This is a genomic window from Collinsella aerofaciens, from assembly GCF_040915545.1.
Lineage (GTDB): Bacteria > Actinomycetota > Coriobacteriia > Coriobacteriales > Coriobacteriaceae > Collinsella > Collinsella aerofaciens_BE.
Genome location: NZ_JBCPDH010000039.1, coordinates 1 through 14,797, shown reverse-complemented (window position 1 = coordinate 14,797; position 14,797 = coordinate 1). Strand labels below are relative to the sequence as shown.

The window sequence follows — 14,797 nt, the reverse complement described above, 5'->3', positions numbered from 1 at the left end:
CGGATTCGCGCCTCAGGACTCAGCGCAACGCGTTGCGCTGAGTCCTGAGGCTGTTGCAATGAAAATGAGAATCAAGGAGGGGTATGGAGATGCACCTACTAGCGGTACATTTTGCGTAATCTGGGCAAACGCTGATTAAATGTTCGTATAATGTCGTCTGTCGAAAGATACAAAAACCTGTACTTTTGCGACTGCGCCTAGCTGCGAGCGAGAAGCCTGTTCTAAACGCCCCTGCATTTGCGTGCATCGCAAAGCCAAAAGAGGGGGGCGAGAACATGGAACAGACGGCACGGCGCCAAGAGCAGCTGCCAGGCGCATTTAACGGCGTCACCACCAACAGCCAGCACGGCCGCGTCCGCTGGTATCTGGTTCACACCCCCAATGGAAAAGAGCGCGAGATCTGTGAAAAGGTCCGCTGCATTATCCCGCACAACCTTATGCAGGACGCTTTTGTGATGCAAAAGGAGTTCTGGTTTAAGCGGGACGGCGCATGGTCGCTTCAAACCAAACCTATGTACAAGGAATATTTCTTCGTCGCCACGCACGATGCCGCCGCGCTCGATAGGGCTTTGGCCCAGTTGAGCTTTGGCTGCCGCATCGCCGGCAGTAGGGAGCGGGCGTACATGCCCATGCCTGACGATGCGCAGGACTGGTATTGCAGCGTGCTCGACGACGACGGCGTGGTGCGCAACAGCGTTGCGCGTATAGAAGACGGCGTGCTGCACATAGAACAGGGTCCTTTGGTGGGGCAAGAGGCCCGTGTAAAGAAGATAGACCGTCATAAGCGCTGGTGCCTGGTAGACGTGGGCGAAGGCGACTCCGCTTTTAGGGAGCTGCTTCCGTTGGACGTGCCCAGTAAGACGTAAGGGAGACGCGCGCCGGCAATTCATTCGCAATTTGAATTCATCGATTGGGGGATCCCTGAGGACAGGGACATAGATTTGAACTTGACTAGTAAAGAAGCGACAAGGCAAAACGCGCCGGTGGGGGCTGCGCTGGTTGCCCAGGCCATGAGCGGCAGCGATGCGAGCATGCGCCACAAGGCCATGCTGTCCGTGAAGGACTGGGACAACTCGCGCCTGGCATACCGCGCCGTCAAGCGCGCCTTCGACATCGTGTTCAGCGGCTGCGTGCTGGCTGTCATCGCCATACCGAGCTTGATTTTGGCCGCGGCCATCCGCCTGGAGAGCGAGGGCAACCCCTTCTACAGCCAGATCCGCGTGGGTCAGACCCACCGTGACGGCAGCCTGTCCACCTTCCGCATGTGGAAGTTCCGCAGCATGTACAAGGACGCCGACAAGCGTCTCTCCGAGCTCAGGGAGCAAAACGAGATCGCCGGCGCCATGTTCAAGATGAGGGACGATCCGCGCGTAACGAAGATCGGCAAGTTCATCCGCAAGCACTCCATCGACGAGTTCCCGCAGTTCCTCAACGTCTTCCTGGGCCAGATGTCCGTCGTGGGGCCAAGGCCGCCGCTGCCGAACGAGGTGGCGGAGTACACCGAGTACGACCTGCAGCGCTTGGCGGTGAAGCCTGGCATCACCGGCTGGTGGCAGGTGACCGACCGCAACGACACCGACTTCGACGGCATGTTCCGCCGCGACCTGGAGTACATTGCCAAGCGCGGCGTAGTCACCGACTTAAAGATTGTTCTTCTCACGGTTGTTGAGGTCTTTACCGGTGGCGGTGCTTGCTAAATGACTGAACCGATTAGGATAGCTCAGGTTGTTGGCAAGATGGTTGGCGGCGGCGTCGAGGCTGTCGTCATGAATTACTACCGTCATATTGAACGTAGTAAAGTGCAGTTTGATTTTCTTGTCGATTCTGATTCGACATTTGTTCCGCGTGAAGAGATTGAATCCTTAGGTGGCAGGGTTTTTGAGATTCCGCCCTACCAGCATGTTGTTGAATACCAGCGCGAGCTTCAGCGCCTCTTTAAGAAAGAGGGCTGGAAGATCGTGCACAGTCACATCAATGCGCTTTCCGTCTTTCCGCTTCGTGCTGCGAAGAAGGCCGGGGTACCCGTGCGTATCGCCCATAGCCACTCAACGAGCGGCAAAGGCGAGTTTGCGAAAAATGCCCTTAAAGGCTTTTTGAAATTGTTTTCGACGACGTATCCAACTGATTTGGCTGCTTGTACGGAGTATGCCGGTAAATGGTTGTTTGGCTCATCCCGTTTTACTGTCTTTAATAATGCCATCGATTTGAACAGCTTTTCGTTTAATCGATTGATTAGGGATGATCGGCGTGCTGAACTTGGGGCGCAGGACGATACGCTGGTATTGGGGAATATCGGCAGGTTCATTCCTCAGAAGAATCAGCTGTTTTTGCTTGATGTTTTCAAGGCGGTGCATGCTCAGAACCCCGATTCCATTCTTGTTATCTGTGGCGATGGAAAGTTGAGATCTCAGGCGGAGGAAAAGGCTCACGCGCTGGGCATTGCCTCGGCAGTGCGTTTTCTTGGCCAAATCTCCAATGTTCAGGACGTCTATCAGGCGCTTGATTTATTCGTACTCCCCAGTCTGTACGAGGGTCTCGGAATGGTTGCGATTGAGGCCCAGGCTTCCGGTCTCCCGTGCATCTGCTCTGAGAGGGTCCCCAACGAGGTCGCGATATCCAGTCGGTGCAGCTTCGTTCCGTTGAGCACGGGTGTCGAGGGTTGGTCCAACGCGATACTTTCCGCCCGCATGGATGTCTTTGATCGCTCCGATCTCCAAGCATCTCCGGGGTTTGAATCTTATGACATCTTTAAGGCTGCGCCCAAGCTTGAAGAGTACTACCTGAAGCTATTTGAAACGGTGAATTAATGAAAATCTGTATTTTAACGTGGCTACATAATCAAAACTTCGGAACGTTGCTTCAGGCTTATGCACTGCAGCAGTTTCTGAAGTCCGAGGGACATGACGTTGTTGACGCTGACTATCTTCCCTGCGTTAAAGAAAAGCTTCTGAACTGGGCGATCAACCGGAACTCCTTCGATTTGTTTGCCGGCAAAGCGCATGAGTTACTCAATCGTAAGAAAGAGCATGACGACTTCGGCTCCTCGACGGCTGACGTTTTCAATCGCTTTCTGAGTCAGAACATCGAGACCACTGACCGGATTACTGATACTGACGGACTGGTTGGCCTGCGGGGAAAATACGATGCGTACGTCTGTGGGTCGGATCAAATCTGGTCGCCTTATCTTCTGAACAGAAATTTTTATCTCTCCTTTTTGGGTGACAGCGATAGGCGAATCGCGTATGCGCCCAGCTTCGGTGTAACGAATACCACGCAGAGGAAGAAGAAGATCATTTCTGATCTGATTAAATCGTTCAGCTCCGTATCCGTTCGCGAAGATGCCGGCGCGGATTTCGTCGAATCTCTCGGTCTTAAGCGTCCTTCACAAGTCGTGGACCCTGTCTTGCTCCTGTCAAAAGAGGACTGGGCCCCGCTCATCGACGGCAAATGTCCTGAGCCCGGTAAAATTGTTTGCTACTTCCTTGGGAACAGACCGTTTTACAGGAAAGCGGTCGATTCGATCTCGAAAGAGCTCGGTTGCGAGGTCGTGACGCTTGTCGGTTCAGGCAAAAACGCGGTCGACGAGGAGCTCAATCCTCGCTATGGGCTTGGCCCCGATGAGTGGCTCGCGTATCTGGCAAACGCGCGGTTCGTTCTGACCGATTCCCTGCATGGTACGCTGTTCTCACAAATTTTCCGCAAGGACTATTACTGTTTCAAGAGGTTTGAGGAGACCGATAAGCGCTCTCAGAATTCCCGAGTCGAGAGCCTCTCGAGACTCTCGAATACCGAGGATCGTCTGCTCGATGGATATGGCAGCCATATGAACGCCACGGAAATCGAGGGCTATGAGAAGCGACTGTCCGACGTGGAGTCGCTCATCACGTTTTCGAAAATATGGCTCTTGGATGCGCTTGAACAATAGGGGGAAGTTAGCTTGAGCAAGAACATCGACACAGTTTCTCACCGGGCCTGCTTTGGTTGCGGAGCTTGCGCGGCCAAATGCCCTTTTTCCGCTATTACTATGCGTACCTCGTCCGACGGTTTCGAATATCCCGTGGTGGACGCAGCTAGATGCACCTCCTGCGGTCTTTGCCTGCGCACCTGCCCGGCGGAAAACCGAGTCGACGCGGACTCGGAGGCCATTCGCGCCGCTGTCTTGCAGAGCGATGACCCAGACGAACTCGCGCAAAGTTCGTCCGGTGGCGTCTTCTCCCTTCTTGCGAAGCAGATGCTTTCGGACGGCGGGCGCGTTTACGGCGCCGCCTGGGATGGCATCGATCGCGTCAGACATATCGGTATATCCGAGCTTGCCGATATTGCGCTCCTGCAAAAGTCCAAATATGTCCAGAGCGATGCTAGCGAATCGTATCCCGAAGTGCTTAACGATCTCAAATCCGGCAAGCGCGTCCTGTTCAGTGGCACTCCTTGCCAGGTTTCCGCGCTGCGTCTCTATCTAGGTAAACCGATGGGTGGGCTGATTACCGTCAGCGTTGTTTGCCACGGGGTACCAAGCTCTTCCATGCTTCGTTCCTATGTTGACTGGCTTGAGCTCCGGGAAAAGTCCGATGTCACCACCCTGACCTTTAGGGATAAATCAAAATACGGTTGGGGCCATAACATAAAGATTGAGCTATCCGACGGCAGGATTATAAAGAGGCCCGCTGCATTCGATCCGTTTTATGGTTCCTACATCAAAGGCCTGATCAACAGATCTTCTTGCTATGGCTGTCCTTTCAGAGGGGCCAACAGTCCTGGTGACATCATCCTCGGTGATTCCTGGCGTTCTGAGTCTGTCCAAGACTGCGGACATCCCGAGAAGGGTGTTTCGGCCGTTATCGTGAAGACCGAACGTGGGGCAAAACTGATCGATGAAATAAGCGATCGCGTCGCCTATTCTAACAACGGCCTTGCCCCGGATGATGTGCTGCTGCACGAAGATTCCAATAAGCGCTCAGATCTTGAGGATAGGCGCGATGCCGTTATCGAGCAGTTCGAGGCTGCGGGATCACAAGTCTTTGATTCCGTCCTGGCACCGAATGCGACTCTTTTCGACCGTCTAAAAATGCTGCTCCCCCCGGCGATGCGCCTGCGTATAAAGCGGCTTGCCCGATCTATCAAACCTAGGACCGTGCATGAGTAACTTCACCACAGTTATAACGATTTGCGACCGTCCCCATATCGGGGGCGGTGCTTCAAAAATCGCAATCGAAACAGCCGCGGCTCTGGCGAGGATGGGTGTCAACAGCTATTTCTTCTCAGCGTTGGGTGACCCTGATCCCTCCTTGATCGAATCAGGGGTCATTTGTGTCAACTGCGGGCAGGGTGACGTCTTGAATGGTGGTGTCTCCGGTGCTGCCCAAGGTATCTGGAACCGACGTTCGGAAATGGCGCTGAGTGATCTGCTCGGGCAGCTTAATCCAGAGACGACGGTCGTTCATGTGCATTCGTGGACGCACTCCCTATCCTCGTCGATATTCAGAGCAATAGAGCGACGGGGTTTCAAATGTCTGATTACCGCCCATGAGTACTTCCTCGTTTGTTCTAACGGTGGGCTCTACGACTATGTGAATCACTGCAACTGTGGAATTGCCCCCGGTTCCCCGAAGTGCCTGTTGCATAACTGTGACAAGCGCTCATATATCCAAAAACTGTATCGGGCTGTTCGTTTTTCCGTGCAGGACCATGTTTTGAGGGCTCTGCATCCGGCGGTTGCTTTCGTTTCAGATTCCAGTCGTCGGCTGATTGAGCCTTATCTAACATGGGAAGCCGAGCGATTCAACTGCTTGAATTACGTCGATGCGAACAAATTCCAACATGGGTTTGATGCAGATTGTGAGGCTTACCTATTCGTTGGCCGCTTGAGCCCCGAAAAAGGCTGTGATTTATTTTGCGAAGCCGCCAGCAGGGCCGGTGTGGACGCTATCGTCATCGGTGACGGTACCGAACTGAAGAAGTTGTCGCACAGCTATCCTGATATTAAATTTATGGGTGCGCTGTCCCATGATGAGGTACTTTCCGTTATGGGACGCTCGCGTGCGATTGTTATGCCTTCAGTTTGTCGAGAGACGTTCGGGCTTGTCGCCTATGAAGCAATGATCGCTGCCGGACTGCCGTGTATCGTTTCGGATGTCGGCGATGCGGCCTCCTTTGTGAGGTCGAAAGGTCTCGGCGAGGTCTTCAGCGCGGGCAGTGCCGAGTCGTTATCTGGCGCAATGGTTAATATGCTCGATTCCGATGTTTACTCTCATTACAGGGAGGCGGTTGAGAAGGCTGACTTCAGCTGCCTCGAAAAGACCGCATATGTTGAACGTCTTATCAGTATTTACGATCAGCTAATCGCTGAGCATTAATTGGATGAAGGTTTTTAATGGTTACGGTTGTGATGTCGGTTTACAATGGCACGCGATATCTTACTGAGCAGCTAGACAGCTTGAGATTTCAGACCGTGTCTCCGGACCGAGTACTAATCGCAGATGATTGCTCGACGGATGGCTCGTTCGATCTTATTTGCAGATACATCGAGAAATACAGTCTCAGTAATTGGACCCTCAGCAGAAACTGTTCGAATTTCGGCTGGCGCAAAAGTTTCAAGGCACTTCTCGACCTTGCGTCTAAAAACGACTGTATCGTATTTCCGTGTGATCAGGACGATATCTGGGATTCGGATAAAATCGCTGTGATGTCCTCGATTCTCCAGAAGGACCCTTCGATTGACGTCCTATGCTGTGCCGTCGAGCCGTTTTATGAAGATGGCGGTAAAAAAGTGACAGTATATGGTGCAGTTGATAATGCCAAATCTGTTGATGATTTGGATACTCCGTCTTTTGACGAAAAGTTTATGGCAGTACGTCGACCTGGATGCTCATATGCTGTTAAATCAAACTTTATTAGAGAAATCCTGCCATATTGGCAGGATGATTTTGCGCATGACGGAATGCTGTGGCGATTCTCTTTGTTGAAGGGAACCCTCAGCCTCTTGAATCGTCCCTTGATTCGATTCCGTAGACATGACTCTAATGCAACCGAGATGCGTTACCTTGATAAGAGATCTCGTATTGGTGAGATAGAGATGTGTCTGAGGTTTTCTAATGCTTTAGAAGAATACTGCAGTAGCAATCCTGGTGATTATCGTGGTTCTTCTGCGCATATAGAACATTACCGTTCTGTTCTGGATGCCCGTATGCACTTGCTTGAAGGCGGTCTAAAAATTAGCGATCTAGGCATCATTTTAAAATATCGTGAGTATGAACTGTCAAATTGTTCCCTGCTTGGTGATTTAAAGGCCTTAATCAGTTCCGGTGACAGTAAGTAGGCGTTTAAAATGCTTGAGCTCTTAACTAACGAATTCACTATTTTGATTTTCGCCGCAATCCTAAGCGTTATTTCTCCTGTTAAAGGGTTATTTTTTATAGTTCTAGGATTGCTCGTTTTCAAAGAAGTTCTTTCTGGGCGTCTTTATAAAGTTCTTTTAGATAACGCCATTCCTGTTGCCGTGTCGGGCGCGATAATTTTCTTTTCTGCCATTGCGTTTGCGTCCCGAAGCATGGATGAATCCCTCCTTACGGTCTGCTCGTACTTCTTCTGTATTCTTCTTGGTTTTATTTACGGTAAAGAAAAGAACGATGGCTGGGTTGGGACTGCATTGCTCATGCTTCGCAATATAACCGTGTTCGCCTGCCTATTTAGCTTTGTCCTTGAAATTGTTTTAGGTCAACGATTAGTTACAAATGGTTCTTTTTCTTTTCTGCAAACTATAACGATTGATAATCCATCTCTGTATCGACTGCGTAGTTTTTTCGGACATGCAATCGTATTTGGTCAAATGATAGTTATTGCGGTGGTAATTAACTTTAAATTGGAGACGAGCAAAATGAAGCGTCTCTTATACTCTGTGATTCTTTTGGTCGCTCTGCTTCTGACAAAGAGCCGTAGCGCTTGGATCATTCTCACGGCTTTAGCATTGGTGTACCTGGTTTTTCGCCTAAAAAATCCTGAGTATTCCAAATGGAATTTAATTGCCCTTTTAACCCCAGCTGTATTGCTGCTCGTTTTCATGCTTTACAAGTCTGGGCTGTTTAACTTTATTGGTTCACGATTTGGTGAACTTGAAACTGATGTGTCATATAGCCAGCGCTCTGGAGCGATTTCCTACATTATTCATAGCTTCCTAAGCAGACCGCTGTTTTGGCTTACTGGAAATGGTTATGGCAGTAGTCGCATAACCATGTTGGACACCACAGTTGAAATCAGTGGTTTTTCAACGGTAGACAACGGTTTCCTTGCAATGTTGTATGAATATGGTTTTCTTGGAATTTGTAGTTTCGCATCCTTGCTGATTTCCGCTGGTATCAGTTCGTTCAAGTCAGATTGTGAACTTGATCAAGTGCTTTTTTCCGTTTCCTGTATATGCTGTGCGGAGTTCATGTTTTACTGCGAGCTTGGTTGGTGGGTGCCAACGGTCATCTTGTTTGCTACCTGTGGACTCGTCCTGGGCAGAGCGAGTGCTCGACATTCAAATTTGTGTGAGTCAGGCCCTATTTTGATTTCTGAATAAATCAAGGTTGATAGTTTAATCAAACGAGGTCAAATGAATTATTCGTCTATTGCACGCAACACTATGATTGCGTTTGCTGCACAGTTTATTTCTCTATCGGTCAGTGTCGTCATGTCGCTGCTCGTGCCGAAAATCGTCGGCGTTGCCGATTATGGTTATTGGCAGCTGTTCATGTTCTATACGACCTATTCTGGCTTTTTCCACCTTGGCTTGAACGATGGTGTCTACCTGATCAACGGCGGTCTCTCTCGTGAGGAAATCGATAAGAGCTCGATCAAATCTCAATATATCTTCGGTGCTTGTTTTCAAGCAGTGATTTGCCTCGGCATCACTTTAGTTTCTCTGCCTCTTGTCGATGATGCAAATCGATTTTTTGTTGTCGCGTCATTTGCGCTTTACACCGTCGTCTATAACCTTTCAAGTTATTTGGGCTTTGTCTTTCAGGCCATGAATGAAACTAAGCTCTTTTCGTTCTCCACAATGCTAGACAGGCTGGTGTTCCTGGTCCCTCTCCTTGTTCTAATTGGATTTAAGGTTTCGGATTACCACCCCTATGTCTATGCGTATCTCGTCTCGAAGATTATCGCGCTCATATATTGTTCCTGGATGGGCAAAGATATCCTGCGCGTTAAATCGATGTCTTTTGGCAATGCACTTAAGGATGGTACCCGCAGCATCGTCGTTGGCGTAAAGCTGATGATTGCGAATATCGCCGACACACTGATCCTCGGCGTATCCAGGTTTCTTATCGATCATTTTTGGGGTATTGTCGCCTTTGCAAAAATTTCGTTCTCCCTTTCTCTGGTGAATTTCTTCATCACTTTCGTCTCGCAGGCGAGCATGGTCTTATTTCCTGCCCTTAGGACGGGCTCCGATGATGAGAGGGTTCGTTTTTACATTGGCATAAGAAATTCTATTGAGCTTATCTTCCCTGCGATTTACTTACTCTATTTCCCTATGGTTTGGTTTTTGGGGGCATGGCTTCCTCAATATTCCGAAAGCCTTAGATATTTTGCGCTCTTACTCCCGATATGCGTCTTTAATACAAAGATGAGCCTTTGTTGTACTACCTATTTCAAGGTTCTTCGTAAAGAACAGCTGCTCCTGAAGTTGAATATCGTTGCCGTTATTTGCAGCACCGTCTTTTCGGTATTCGGTGTTCTCGCTCTCGATTCACTCGATGCTGTCCTGTGTGGCGCTGTAATCTGCATTATCGGAAGGTCGCTGTGGTCTGAACTATATTTAAATGAAAGGTTAAGTGCTCCGGGTTCGTCCAGGCCGTTCCAGGAGATTTTGCTTACAGTTGCCTTCGTCTTATTTACCGAGCTCATGCCCGGTGGAGTGGCGGCACTCCTGTATTCGATAGTTTATATTGGCTATCTTTTACTTAATCATTCTGAATTGAAAAACGTCGCCTCGCATTTGAGCAGGCTTAAACATTAGTAAATGTCATTCAACTAGATTGGATTAGGATATGAAAGGCATTATCCTCGCCGGCGGGTCCGGCACGCGCCTGTACCCGCTCACGCTCGTGACCTCCAAGCAGCTGCTGTCGGTCTACGACAAGCCCATGATCTACTACCCGCTGTCCACCCTCATGCTGGCGGGCATCCGGGACATCCTGGTCATCTCCACGCCGACGGACCTGCCCAACTTCGAGCGCCTGCTCGGGGACGGCTCGCGCTACGGCGTGAACCTGTCCTACGCCGAGCAGCCCAGCCCCGACGGCCTGGCGCAGGCCTTCACCATCGGCGAGGAGTTCATCGACGGCGAGCCATGCGCCCTGGTGCTCGGCGACAACATCTTCTACGGCAACGGCCTGTCCCGCCACCTGACGCGCGCCGTCCAGAACGCAGAGTCGGGCCGCGCCACGGTCTTCGGCTACCACGTGGACGACCCCGAGCGCTTCGGCGTCGTGGAGTTCGACCGCGAGGGGAGGGCCGTCTCCATCGAGGAGAAGCCCGCCGAGCCCAAGAGCTCCTACGCCGTCACCGGCCTGTACTTCTACCCGGGCGACGTGGCCGCCAAGGCGCACAGGGTCGAGCCCTCCGCGCGCGGCGAGCTGGAGATCACCACGCTCAACCAGATGTACCTTGAGGAGGGGACGCTGTCCGTCGTCACCCTGGGCCGAGGCTACGCGTGGCTCGACACCGGCACCATGGAGAGCCTGCACGAGGCCGCGGAGTTCGTCCGCGCCGTGGAGCACTCCCAGGACCTGCCGGTCTCGGTGCCCGAGGAGATCGCCTGGGAGAACGGCTGGATCGACACGGCGCGACTGGAGGAGGCGGCCGCGGCCTACGGCAAGTCGGTCTACGGCCGGCACCTGAAGAAGGTCGCCGCCGGCGAGATCGTCAACAGCCCGCGCGAGTACTAGGAGGAACCCCTCATGTCTGAGATCTTCGAACCCAGGAACATCATCGTCACGGGCGGCTGCGGCTTCATCGGCAGCAACTTCGTGCACTACGTGGTCAACAACCACCCGGGCGTCCACGTGACCGTCCTGGACAAGCTGACCTACGCCGGCAACCCCGAGAACATCGCGGGGCTGCCCGCCGACCGCGTGGAGCTCGTCGTCGGCGACATCTGCGACGCCGAGCTGCTCGATAGCATCGTGCCGGGCCACGACGCGATCGTGCACTACGCCGCCGAGAGCCACAACGACAACTCCATCGCCGACCCGGAGCCCTTCCTGCGCACCAACGTCGAGGGCACCTTCCGCCTTCTGGAGGCCGTGAGGAAGCACGGCGTCCGCTACCACCACGTCTCCACCGACGAGGTCTACGGCGACCTGGCGCTCGACGACCCGGCCAAGTTCACCGAGGAGACGCCGTACCGCCCGAGCAGCCCGTACTCGAGCACCAAGGCGTCCTCCGACATGCTGGTCCGCGCCTGGACCCGCACCTACGGCCTGCGCACCACGATCTCCAACTGCTCCAACAACTACGGCCCCTACCAGCACGTGGAGAAGTTCATCCCCAGGCAGATAACGAACATCGTCGACGGCGTGCGCCCCAAGCTCTACGGCCGCGGCGAGAACGTCCGCGACTGGATCCACACCGAGGACCACTCCTCGGCCGTCTGGGACATCCTCACCAAGGGCCGGATGGGGGAGACCTACCTCATCGGCGCCGACGGCGAGAAGAACAACATCACCGTGCTGCGCATGATCCTTACGGCCATGGGCCGCGACCCCGAGGACTTCGACTGGGTCGCCGACCGCCCCGGCCACGACCGCCGCTACGCCATCGACAGCACCAAGCTCCAGCGCGAGCTGGGCTGGAGGCCGGCCCACACCGACTTCGCCGAGGGGCTCAGGGCCACCATCGACTGGTACGTCGCCAACGAGTCCTGGTGGCGCCCGGCCAAGGAGGCCACCGAGGCGCGCTACCGCGCCCAGGGGCAGTAGGCCGAACCCCGGCGAACCGCACCGCGGGGCGCCCGCAACCTGAACCTCTTCGATAGGAGCTTTTCCCACATGGCAGACATCGCATTCGAGAAGGACCTCGCCGTCGCCGAGACCGGCATCGGGGGCCTCAAGGTCGTCGACCTCGCCGTCCACGGCGACTCGCGCGGCTGGTTCAAGGAGAACTGGCAGCGCGCCAAGATGTGCGCGCTGGGCATCCCGGACCTCAGGGTCGTCCAGAACAACATATCCTACAACGAGAAGAGGGGCGTCACCCGCGGCATCCACGCGGAGCCCTGGGACAAGTTCATCTCCGTGGCGCGCGGCTCGGTCTTCGGCGCCTGGGTGGACCTGCGCGAGGGAAGCGGGACCTTCGGCAAGGTGTTCACCTGCACGCTCGACCCGAGCAAGGCCATCTACGTCCCGCGCGGCGTGGGCAACTCCTTCCAGGCCCTGGAGGACGGCACCGCCTACACCTACCTGGTGGACGCCCACTGGTCGCTCGAGCTCAAGAGGACCTACACCTTCGTGAACCTCGCCGACCCCGAGCTCGCCATCGAGTGGCCGATCCCCCTCGACGAGGCCACCGTATCCGAGGCCGACCTCAACCACCCGTACCTCAAGGACGTCGTCCCCATGGCGCCGAAGCGCACCCTCGTTACCGGCTGCAACGGCCAGCTGGGCCATGCGGTCCGCGCGCTGGCGGAGGAGCGCGGCGTCGCCAAGGACTTCGACTTCTGCGACATCGACACCTTCGACATGTCCGACCCGGAGGCCTACTCCAAATACGACTGGTCGCTCTACGGCACCGTGATCAACTGCGGCGCCTACACCGCCGTGGACAGGGCGGTGACCCCCGAGGGCCGTGTCATCGCCTGGAAGGCCAACGCGACCGGCCCCGCCCTCCTCGCCCGCACCTGCGCCGGGCACGGGATCACGCTCGTGCACGTGTCCAGCGACTACGTCTTCGACGGCACCGCCGAGGTCCATACCGAGGACGAGCCCCTCAGCCCGCTTTCCGTCTACGGCCAGACCAAGGCGGCCGGCGACATCGCCGTGGCCGGCTGCCCGCGCAACTACATCATGCGCTCCAGCTGGGTCATCGGCGAGGGGCACAACTTCGTCAAGACGATGAAGGCGCTCTCCGACCGCGTCGCCGACCCGGAGGACGGGCTCACGCAGGTCACGGTCGTGGACGACCAGCTGGGCCGCCTGACCTTCACGCGCGACATGGCCGAGGCCATCTTCCACGTGCTGGGGACGCACGCCCCCTACGGCACCTACGACTGCACGGGCTCCGGCGCCGTCAAGTCCTGGGCCGACATCGCCCGCGCCGTCTTCGAGGCGGCCAACGGCAACGGCGGCAAGGTGGTCCCGGTCTCCACGGCCGACTACTACGCCAGCGCCGCGGGCCCCGTCGCCCCGCGCCCGGTCCACTCCGCGCTCGACCTGTCCAGGCTCGAGTCGGTTGGCTTCCGCATGCCCGACTGGGAGGAAGAGCTGGGGGAGTACCTCAAGACGCTCTAGCAGCTTAGCGGCTCGTCGGGAAACCCGGCGAGCCGCTATCTATTTAGTCTTGAGCAATTTGCATCTCGACTTAGGGCCTTCTTGCCGATATGTTCATCCAAATCCAGCAGTTTCCGCTGCAGTCAGCATACTCGATTCGATTTTTGGCCAATCCAAGGTCTATAAGTTGTTTTGCCAATGGTATGTCCCTGCGCTCAACAAAGGCCTGGCCATTTGGAAACGCAATTGCACGCAGCGAGTTCAAATAGTGCTGAGTCGTCTCGTCCATATCTTTACCTCCTTTCGGGGTTTGATTTACAACCCATATATTCGCCTATCTGTCAAATACCATCGTGCAGGATTGAGTCACCTTGTGTCTCGCGCATCAATGAGTATGGCGAGAGCGCTGTCGAAAACGACCGCAGCGGCTCACTCATCATTTAGGTTAAAGGCTTACAACTCGATCGCAAACCTCCAGCGCGGCAGGCCTGTGCGTGACGATGATGACGGTACGGCCGAGATTTCGCATGCGGCCCAGCATTTCTCGCTCGGTCTTGGGGTCGAGGGCCGATGTGCATTCATCGAGCAGGAGCACGGGGGACTGGAGTAGACCGCACGCGCAACGGCAAGGTGTTGCTCCAGGTCTCCGTACCAGTTGTCGCTGGTGTCGTCCCAGGTTAGGTCCATCTGGCGCCATTTGCCGTCGATCTTTACGGCGTTCCAGGTGTGGCCGTTGCCGGTGATGCGGCCGTTGGCGATGCCCGCGGCGTCAAGGAGCTTGGAGTAGATGCGCTGGTAGCTCTCGCAGGTGCCCTGGTGGCGCGTGAGGCCGCTTTCGGCCGAGCACCAGTTGAGGCTGTGGTCGTATTCCAGATGGTCAAGAGTCCAGTCGTGCAGCCACAGGGCGCGGGCGTAGTCGGACCCGTCGGTATCGGCGCTGCATTTGTCGACTGCGGACTTCACGATGGCGCTGACCGCCGGATAGGCGTCGTCGTTCGCGCTCGCAAACACGTTTGAGCGCAGATAGTACACGCCGGCCGCCTTATCCATCAGGTAAAAGCGCAGGTAATAGGTGCCGCTAGCGGTCATTTCGAACTGGTAGTCGTGCGATGTGCATTCGCCGGTGTATTGCTGCCACTGGTTACGGCTGGGGTCGGCAACGCTTTCGCTGCTACCGTCGGGATCCATATACGTCGGTGCGTCCATGCGGAATTGGTACGCACCGCTTCCGCCCGTCGCAGTCACATGGAACGTTGTTAGCGTCGGAATAATTTAGCCAAATATAGTCGGCCGAGATTGACCAATCCCGGCCGACCCATTTTAGCCAACAC

Annotated in this window: 14 protein-coding genes; 12 read left to right on the top strand and 2 right to left on the bottom strand. The window is 54.8% G+C overall.

Going from position 1 to position 14,797, the window contains the following annotated elements:
• The first annotated feature begins 275 nt into the window (after positions 1 to 275).
• From AB5202_RS09225 to AB5202_RS09170, 12 genes are all read left to right on the top strand, one after another.
• Entirely contained in the window at positions 276 to 866 is a 591-nt protein-coding gene (locus AB5202_RS09225; protein WP_368144391.1) for a hypothetical protein, read from the top strand.
• 81 nt (positions 867 to 947) lie between these two features.
• On the top strand, positions 948 to 1,697 hold the full coding sequence (locus AB5202_RS09220) for a sugar transferase (protein WP_368144390.1): 750 nt from the start codon (positions 948 to 950) through the stop codon (positions 1,695 to 1,697).
• Positions 1,698 to 2,807, top strand: a complete 1,110-nt coding sequence (locus AB5202_RS09215; protein ID WP_368144389.1) for a glycosyltransferase family 1 protein — start codon at positions 1,698 to 1,700, stop codon at positions 2,805 to 2,807.
• Complete coding sequence (locus tag AB5202_RS09210; protein ID WP_368144387.1) at positions 2,807 to 3,925, top strand: polysaccharide pyruvyl transferase family protein; 1,119 nt, start codon at positions 2,807 to 2,809, stop codon at positions 3,923 to 3,925. The genes AB5202_RS09215 and AB5202_RS09210 overlap by 1 nt, the downstream gene beginning before the upstream one ends.
• A gap of 12 nt (positions 3,926 to 3,937) precedes the next feature.
• Complete coding sequence (locus AB5202_RS09205) at positions 3,938 to 5,143, top strand: Coenzyme F420 hydrogenase/dehydrogenase, beta subunit C-terminal domain (protein WP_368144386.1); 1,206 nt, start codon at positions 3,938 to 3,940, stop codon at positions 5,141 to 5,143.
• Complete coding sequence (locus AB5202_RS09200) at positions 5,136 to 6,353, top strand: glycosyltransferase (RefSeq protein ID WP_368144385.1); 1,218 nt, start codon at positions 5,136 to 5,138, stop codon at positions 6,351 to 6,353. The genes AB5202_RS09205 and AB5202_RS09200 overlap by 8 nt, the downstream gene beginning before the upstream one ends.
• A 17-nt stretch (positions 6,354 to 6,370) precedes the next feature.
• Entirely contained in the window at positions 6,371 to 7,315 is a 945-nt protein-coding gene (locus AB5202_RS09195; RefSeq protein ID WP_368144384.1) for a glycosyltransferase, read from the top strand.
• A 9-nt stretch (positions 7,316 to 7,324) separates the two neighbouring features.
• Positions 7,325 to 8,557: an O-antigen ligase family protein gene (locus AB5202_RS09190; protein WP_368144383.1), complete on the top strand. Its 1,233-nt coding sequence runs from the start codon at positions 7,325 to 7,327 to the stop codon at positions 8,555 to 8,557.
• Between the two features lie 33 nt (positions 8,558 to 8,590).
• A complete protein-coding gene (locus AB5202_RS09185; RefSeq protein ID WP_368144382.1) occupies positions 8,591 to 10,000 on the top strand; it encodes a lipopolysaccharide biosynthesis protein in 1,410 nt (469 codons plus the stop codon).
• A gap of 31 nt (positions 10,001 to 10,031) precedes the next feature.
• Entirely contained in the window at positions 10,032 to 10,931 is a 900-nt protein-coding gene (gene rfbA / locus AB5202_RS09180) for a glucose-1-phosphate thymidylyltransferase RfbA (RefSeq protein ID WP_368144381.1), read from the top strand.
• Between the two features lie 12 nt (positions 10,932 to 10,943).
• The gene (rfbB, locus tag AB5202_RS09175; RefSeq protein WP_368147516.1) at positions 10,944 to 11,963 is read left to right on the top strand and encodes a dTDP-glucose 4,6-dehydratase; all 1,020 of its coding nucleotides are present in this window, start codon (positions 10,944 to 10,946) and stop codon (positions 11,961 to 11,963) included.
• 69 nt (positions 11,964 to 12,032) lie between these two features.
• Positions 12,033 to 13,487, top strand: a complete 1,455-nt coding sequence (locus tag AB5202_RS09170) for a sugar nucleotide-binding protein (RefSeq protein WP_368144378.1) — start codon at positions 12,033 to 12,035, stop codon at positions 13,485 to 13,487.
• Positions 13,488 to 13,557: 70 nt separating this feature from the next.
• On the opposite strand, the gene AB5202_RS09165 is transcribed toward AB5202_RS09170, so the two are convergent.
• A complete protein-coding gene (locus AB5202_RS09165; protein WP_368144376.1) occupies positions 13,558 to 13,755 on the bottom strand; it encodes a hypothetical protein in 198 nt (65 codons plus the stop codon).
• Between the two features lie 164 nt (positions 13,756 to 13,919).
• Positions 13,920 to 14,672, bottom strand: coding sequence for a transglutaminase domain-containing protein (locus AB5202_RS09160; RefSeq protein WP_368147515.1), 753 nt, complete (start codon positions 14,670 to 14,672; stop codon positions 13,920 to 13,922).
• Positions 14,673 to 14,797 lie beyond the last annotated feature (125 nt).

Excerpts from the sequence above, each read along its gene's own strand:
- AB5202_RS09225 (WP_368144391.1), top strand. The coding sequence starts at position 276 with ATGGAACAGACGGCACGGCGCCAAGAGCAGCTGCCAGGCGCATTTAAC.
- AB5202_RS09215 (WP_368144389.1), top strand. The coding sequence starts at position 1,698 with ATGACTGAACCGATTAGGATAGCTCAGGTTGTTGGCAAGATGGTTGGC.
- AB5202_RS09210 (WP_368144387.1), top strand. The coding sequence starts at position 2,807 with ATGAAAATCTGTATTTTAACGTGGCTACATAATCAAAACTTCGGAACG.
- AB5202_RS09200 (WP_368144385.1), top strand. The coding sequence starts at position 5,136 with ATGAGTAACTTCACCACAGTTATAACGATTTGCGACCGTCCCCATATC.
- AB5202_RS09195 (WP_368144384.1), top strand. The coding sequence starts at position 6,371 with ATGGTTACGGTTGTGATGTCGGTTTACAATGGCACGCGATATCTTACT.
- AB5202_RS09190 (WP_368144383.1), top strand. The coding sequence starts at position 7,325 with ATGCTTGAGCTCTTAACTAACGAATTCACTATTTTGATTTTCGCCGCA.
- AB5202_RS09185 (WP_368144382.1), top strand. The coding sequence starts at position 8,591 with ATGAATTATTCGTCTATTGCACGCAACACTATGATTGCGTTTGCTGCA.
- rfbA (WP_368144381.1), top strand. The coding sequence starts at position 10,032 with ATGAAAGGCATTATCCTCGCCGGCGGGTCCGGCACGCGCCTGTACCCG.
- rfbB (WP_368147516.1), top strand. The coding sequence starts at position 10,944 with ATGTCTGAGATCTTCGAACCCAGGAACATCATCGTCACGGGCGGCTGC.
- AB5202_RS09170 (WP_368144378.1), top strand. The coding sequence starts at position 12,033 with ATGGCAGACATCGCATTCGAGAAGGACCTCGCCGTCGCCGAGACCGGC.
- AB5202_RS09165 (WP_368144376.1), bottom strand. The coding sequence starts at position 13,755 with ATGGACGAGACGACTCAGCACTATTTGAACTCGCTGCGTGCAATTGCG.
- AB5202_RS09160 (WP_368147515.1), bottom strand. The coding sequence starts at position 14,672 with ATGGACGCACCGACGTATATGGATCCCGACGGTAGCAGCGAAAGCGTT.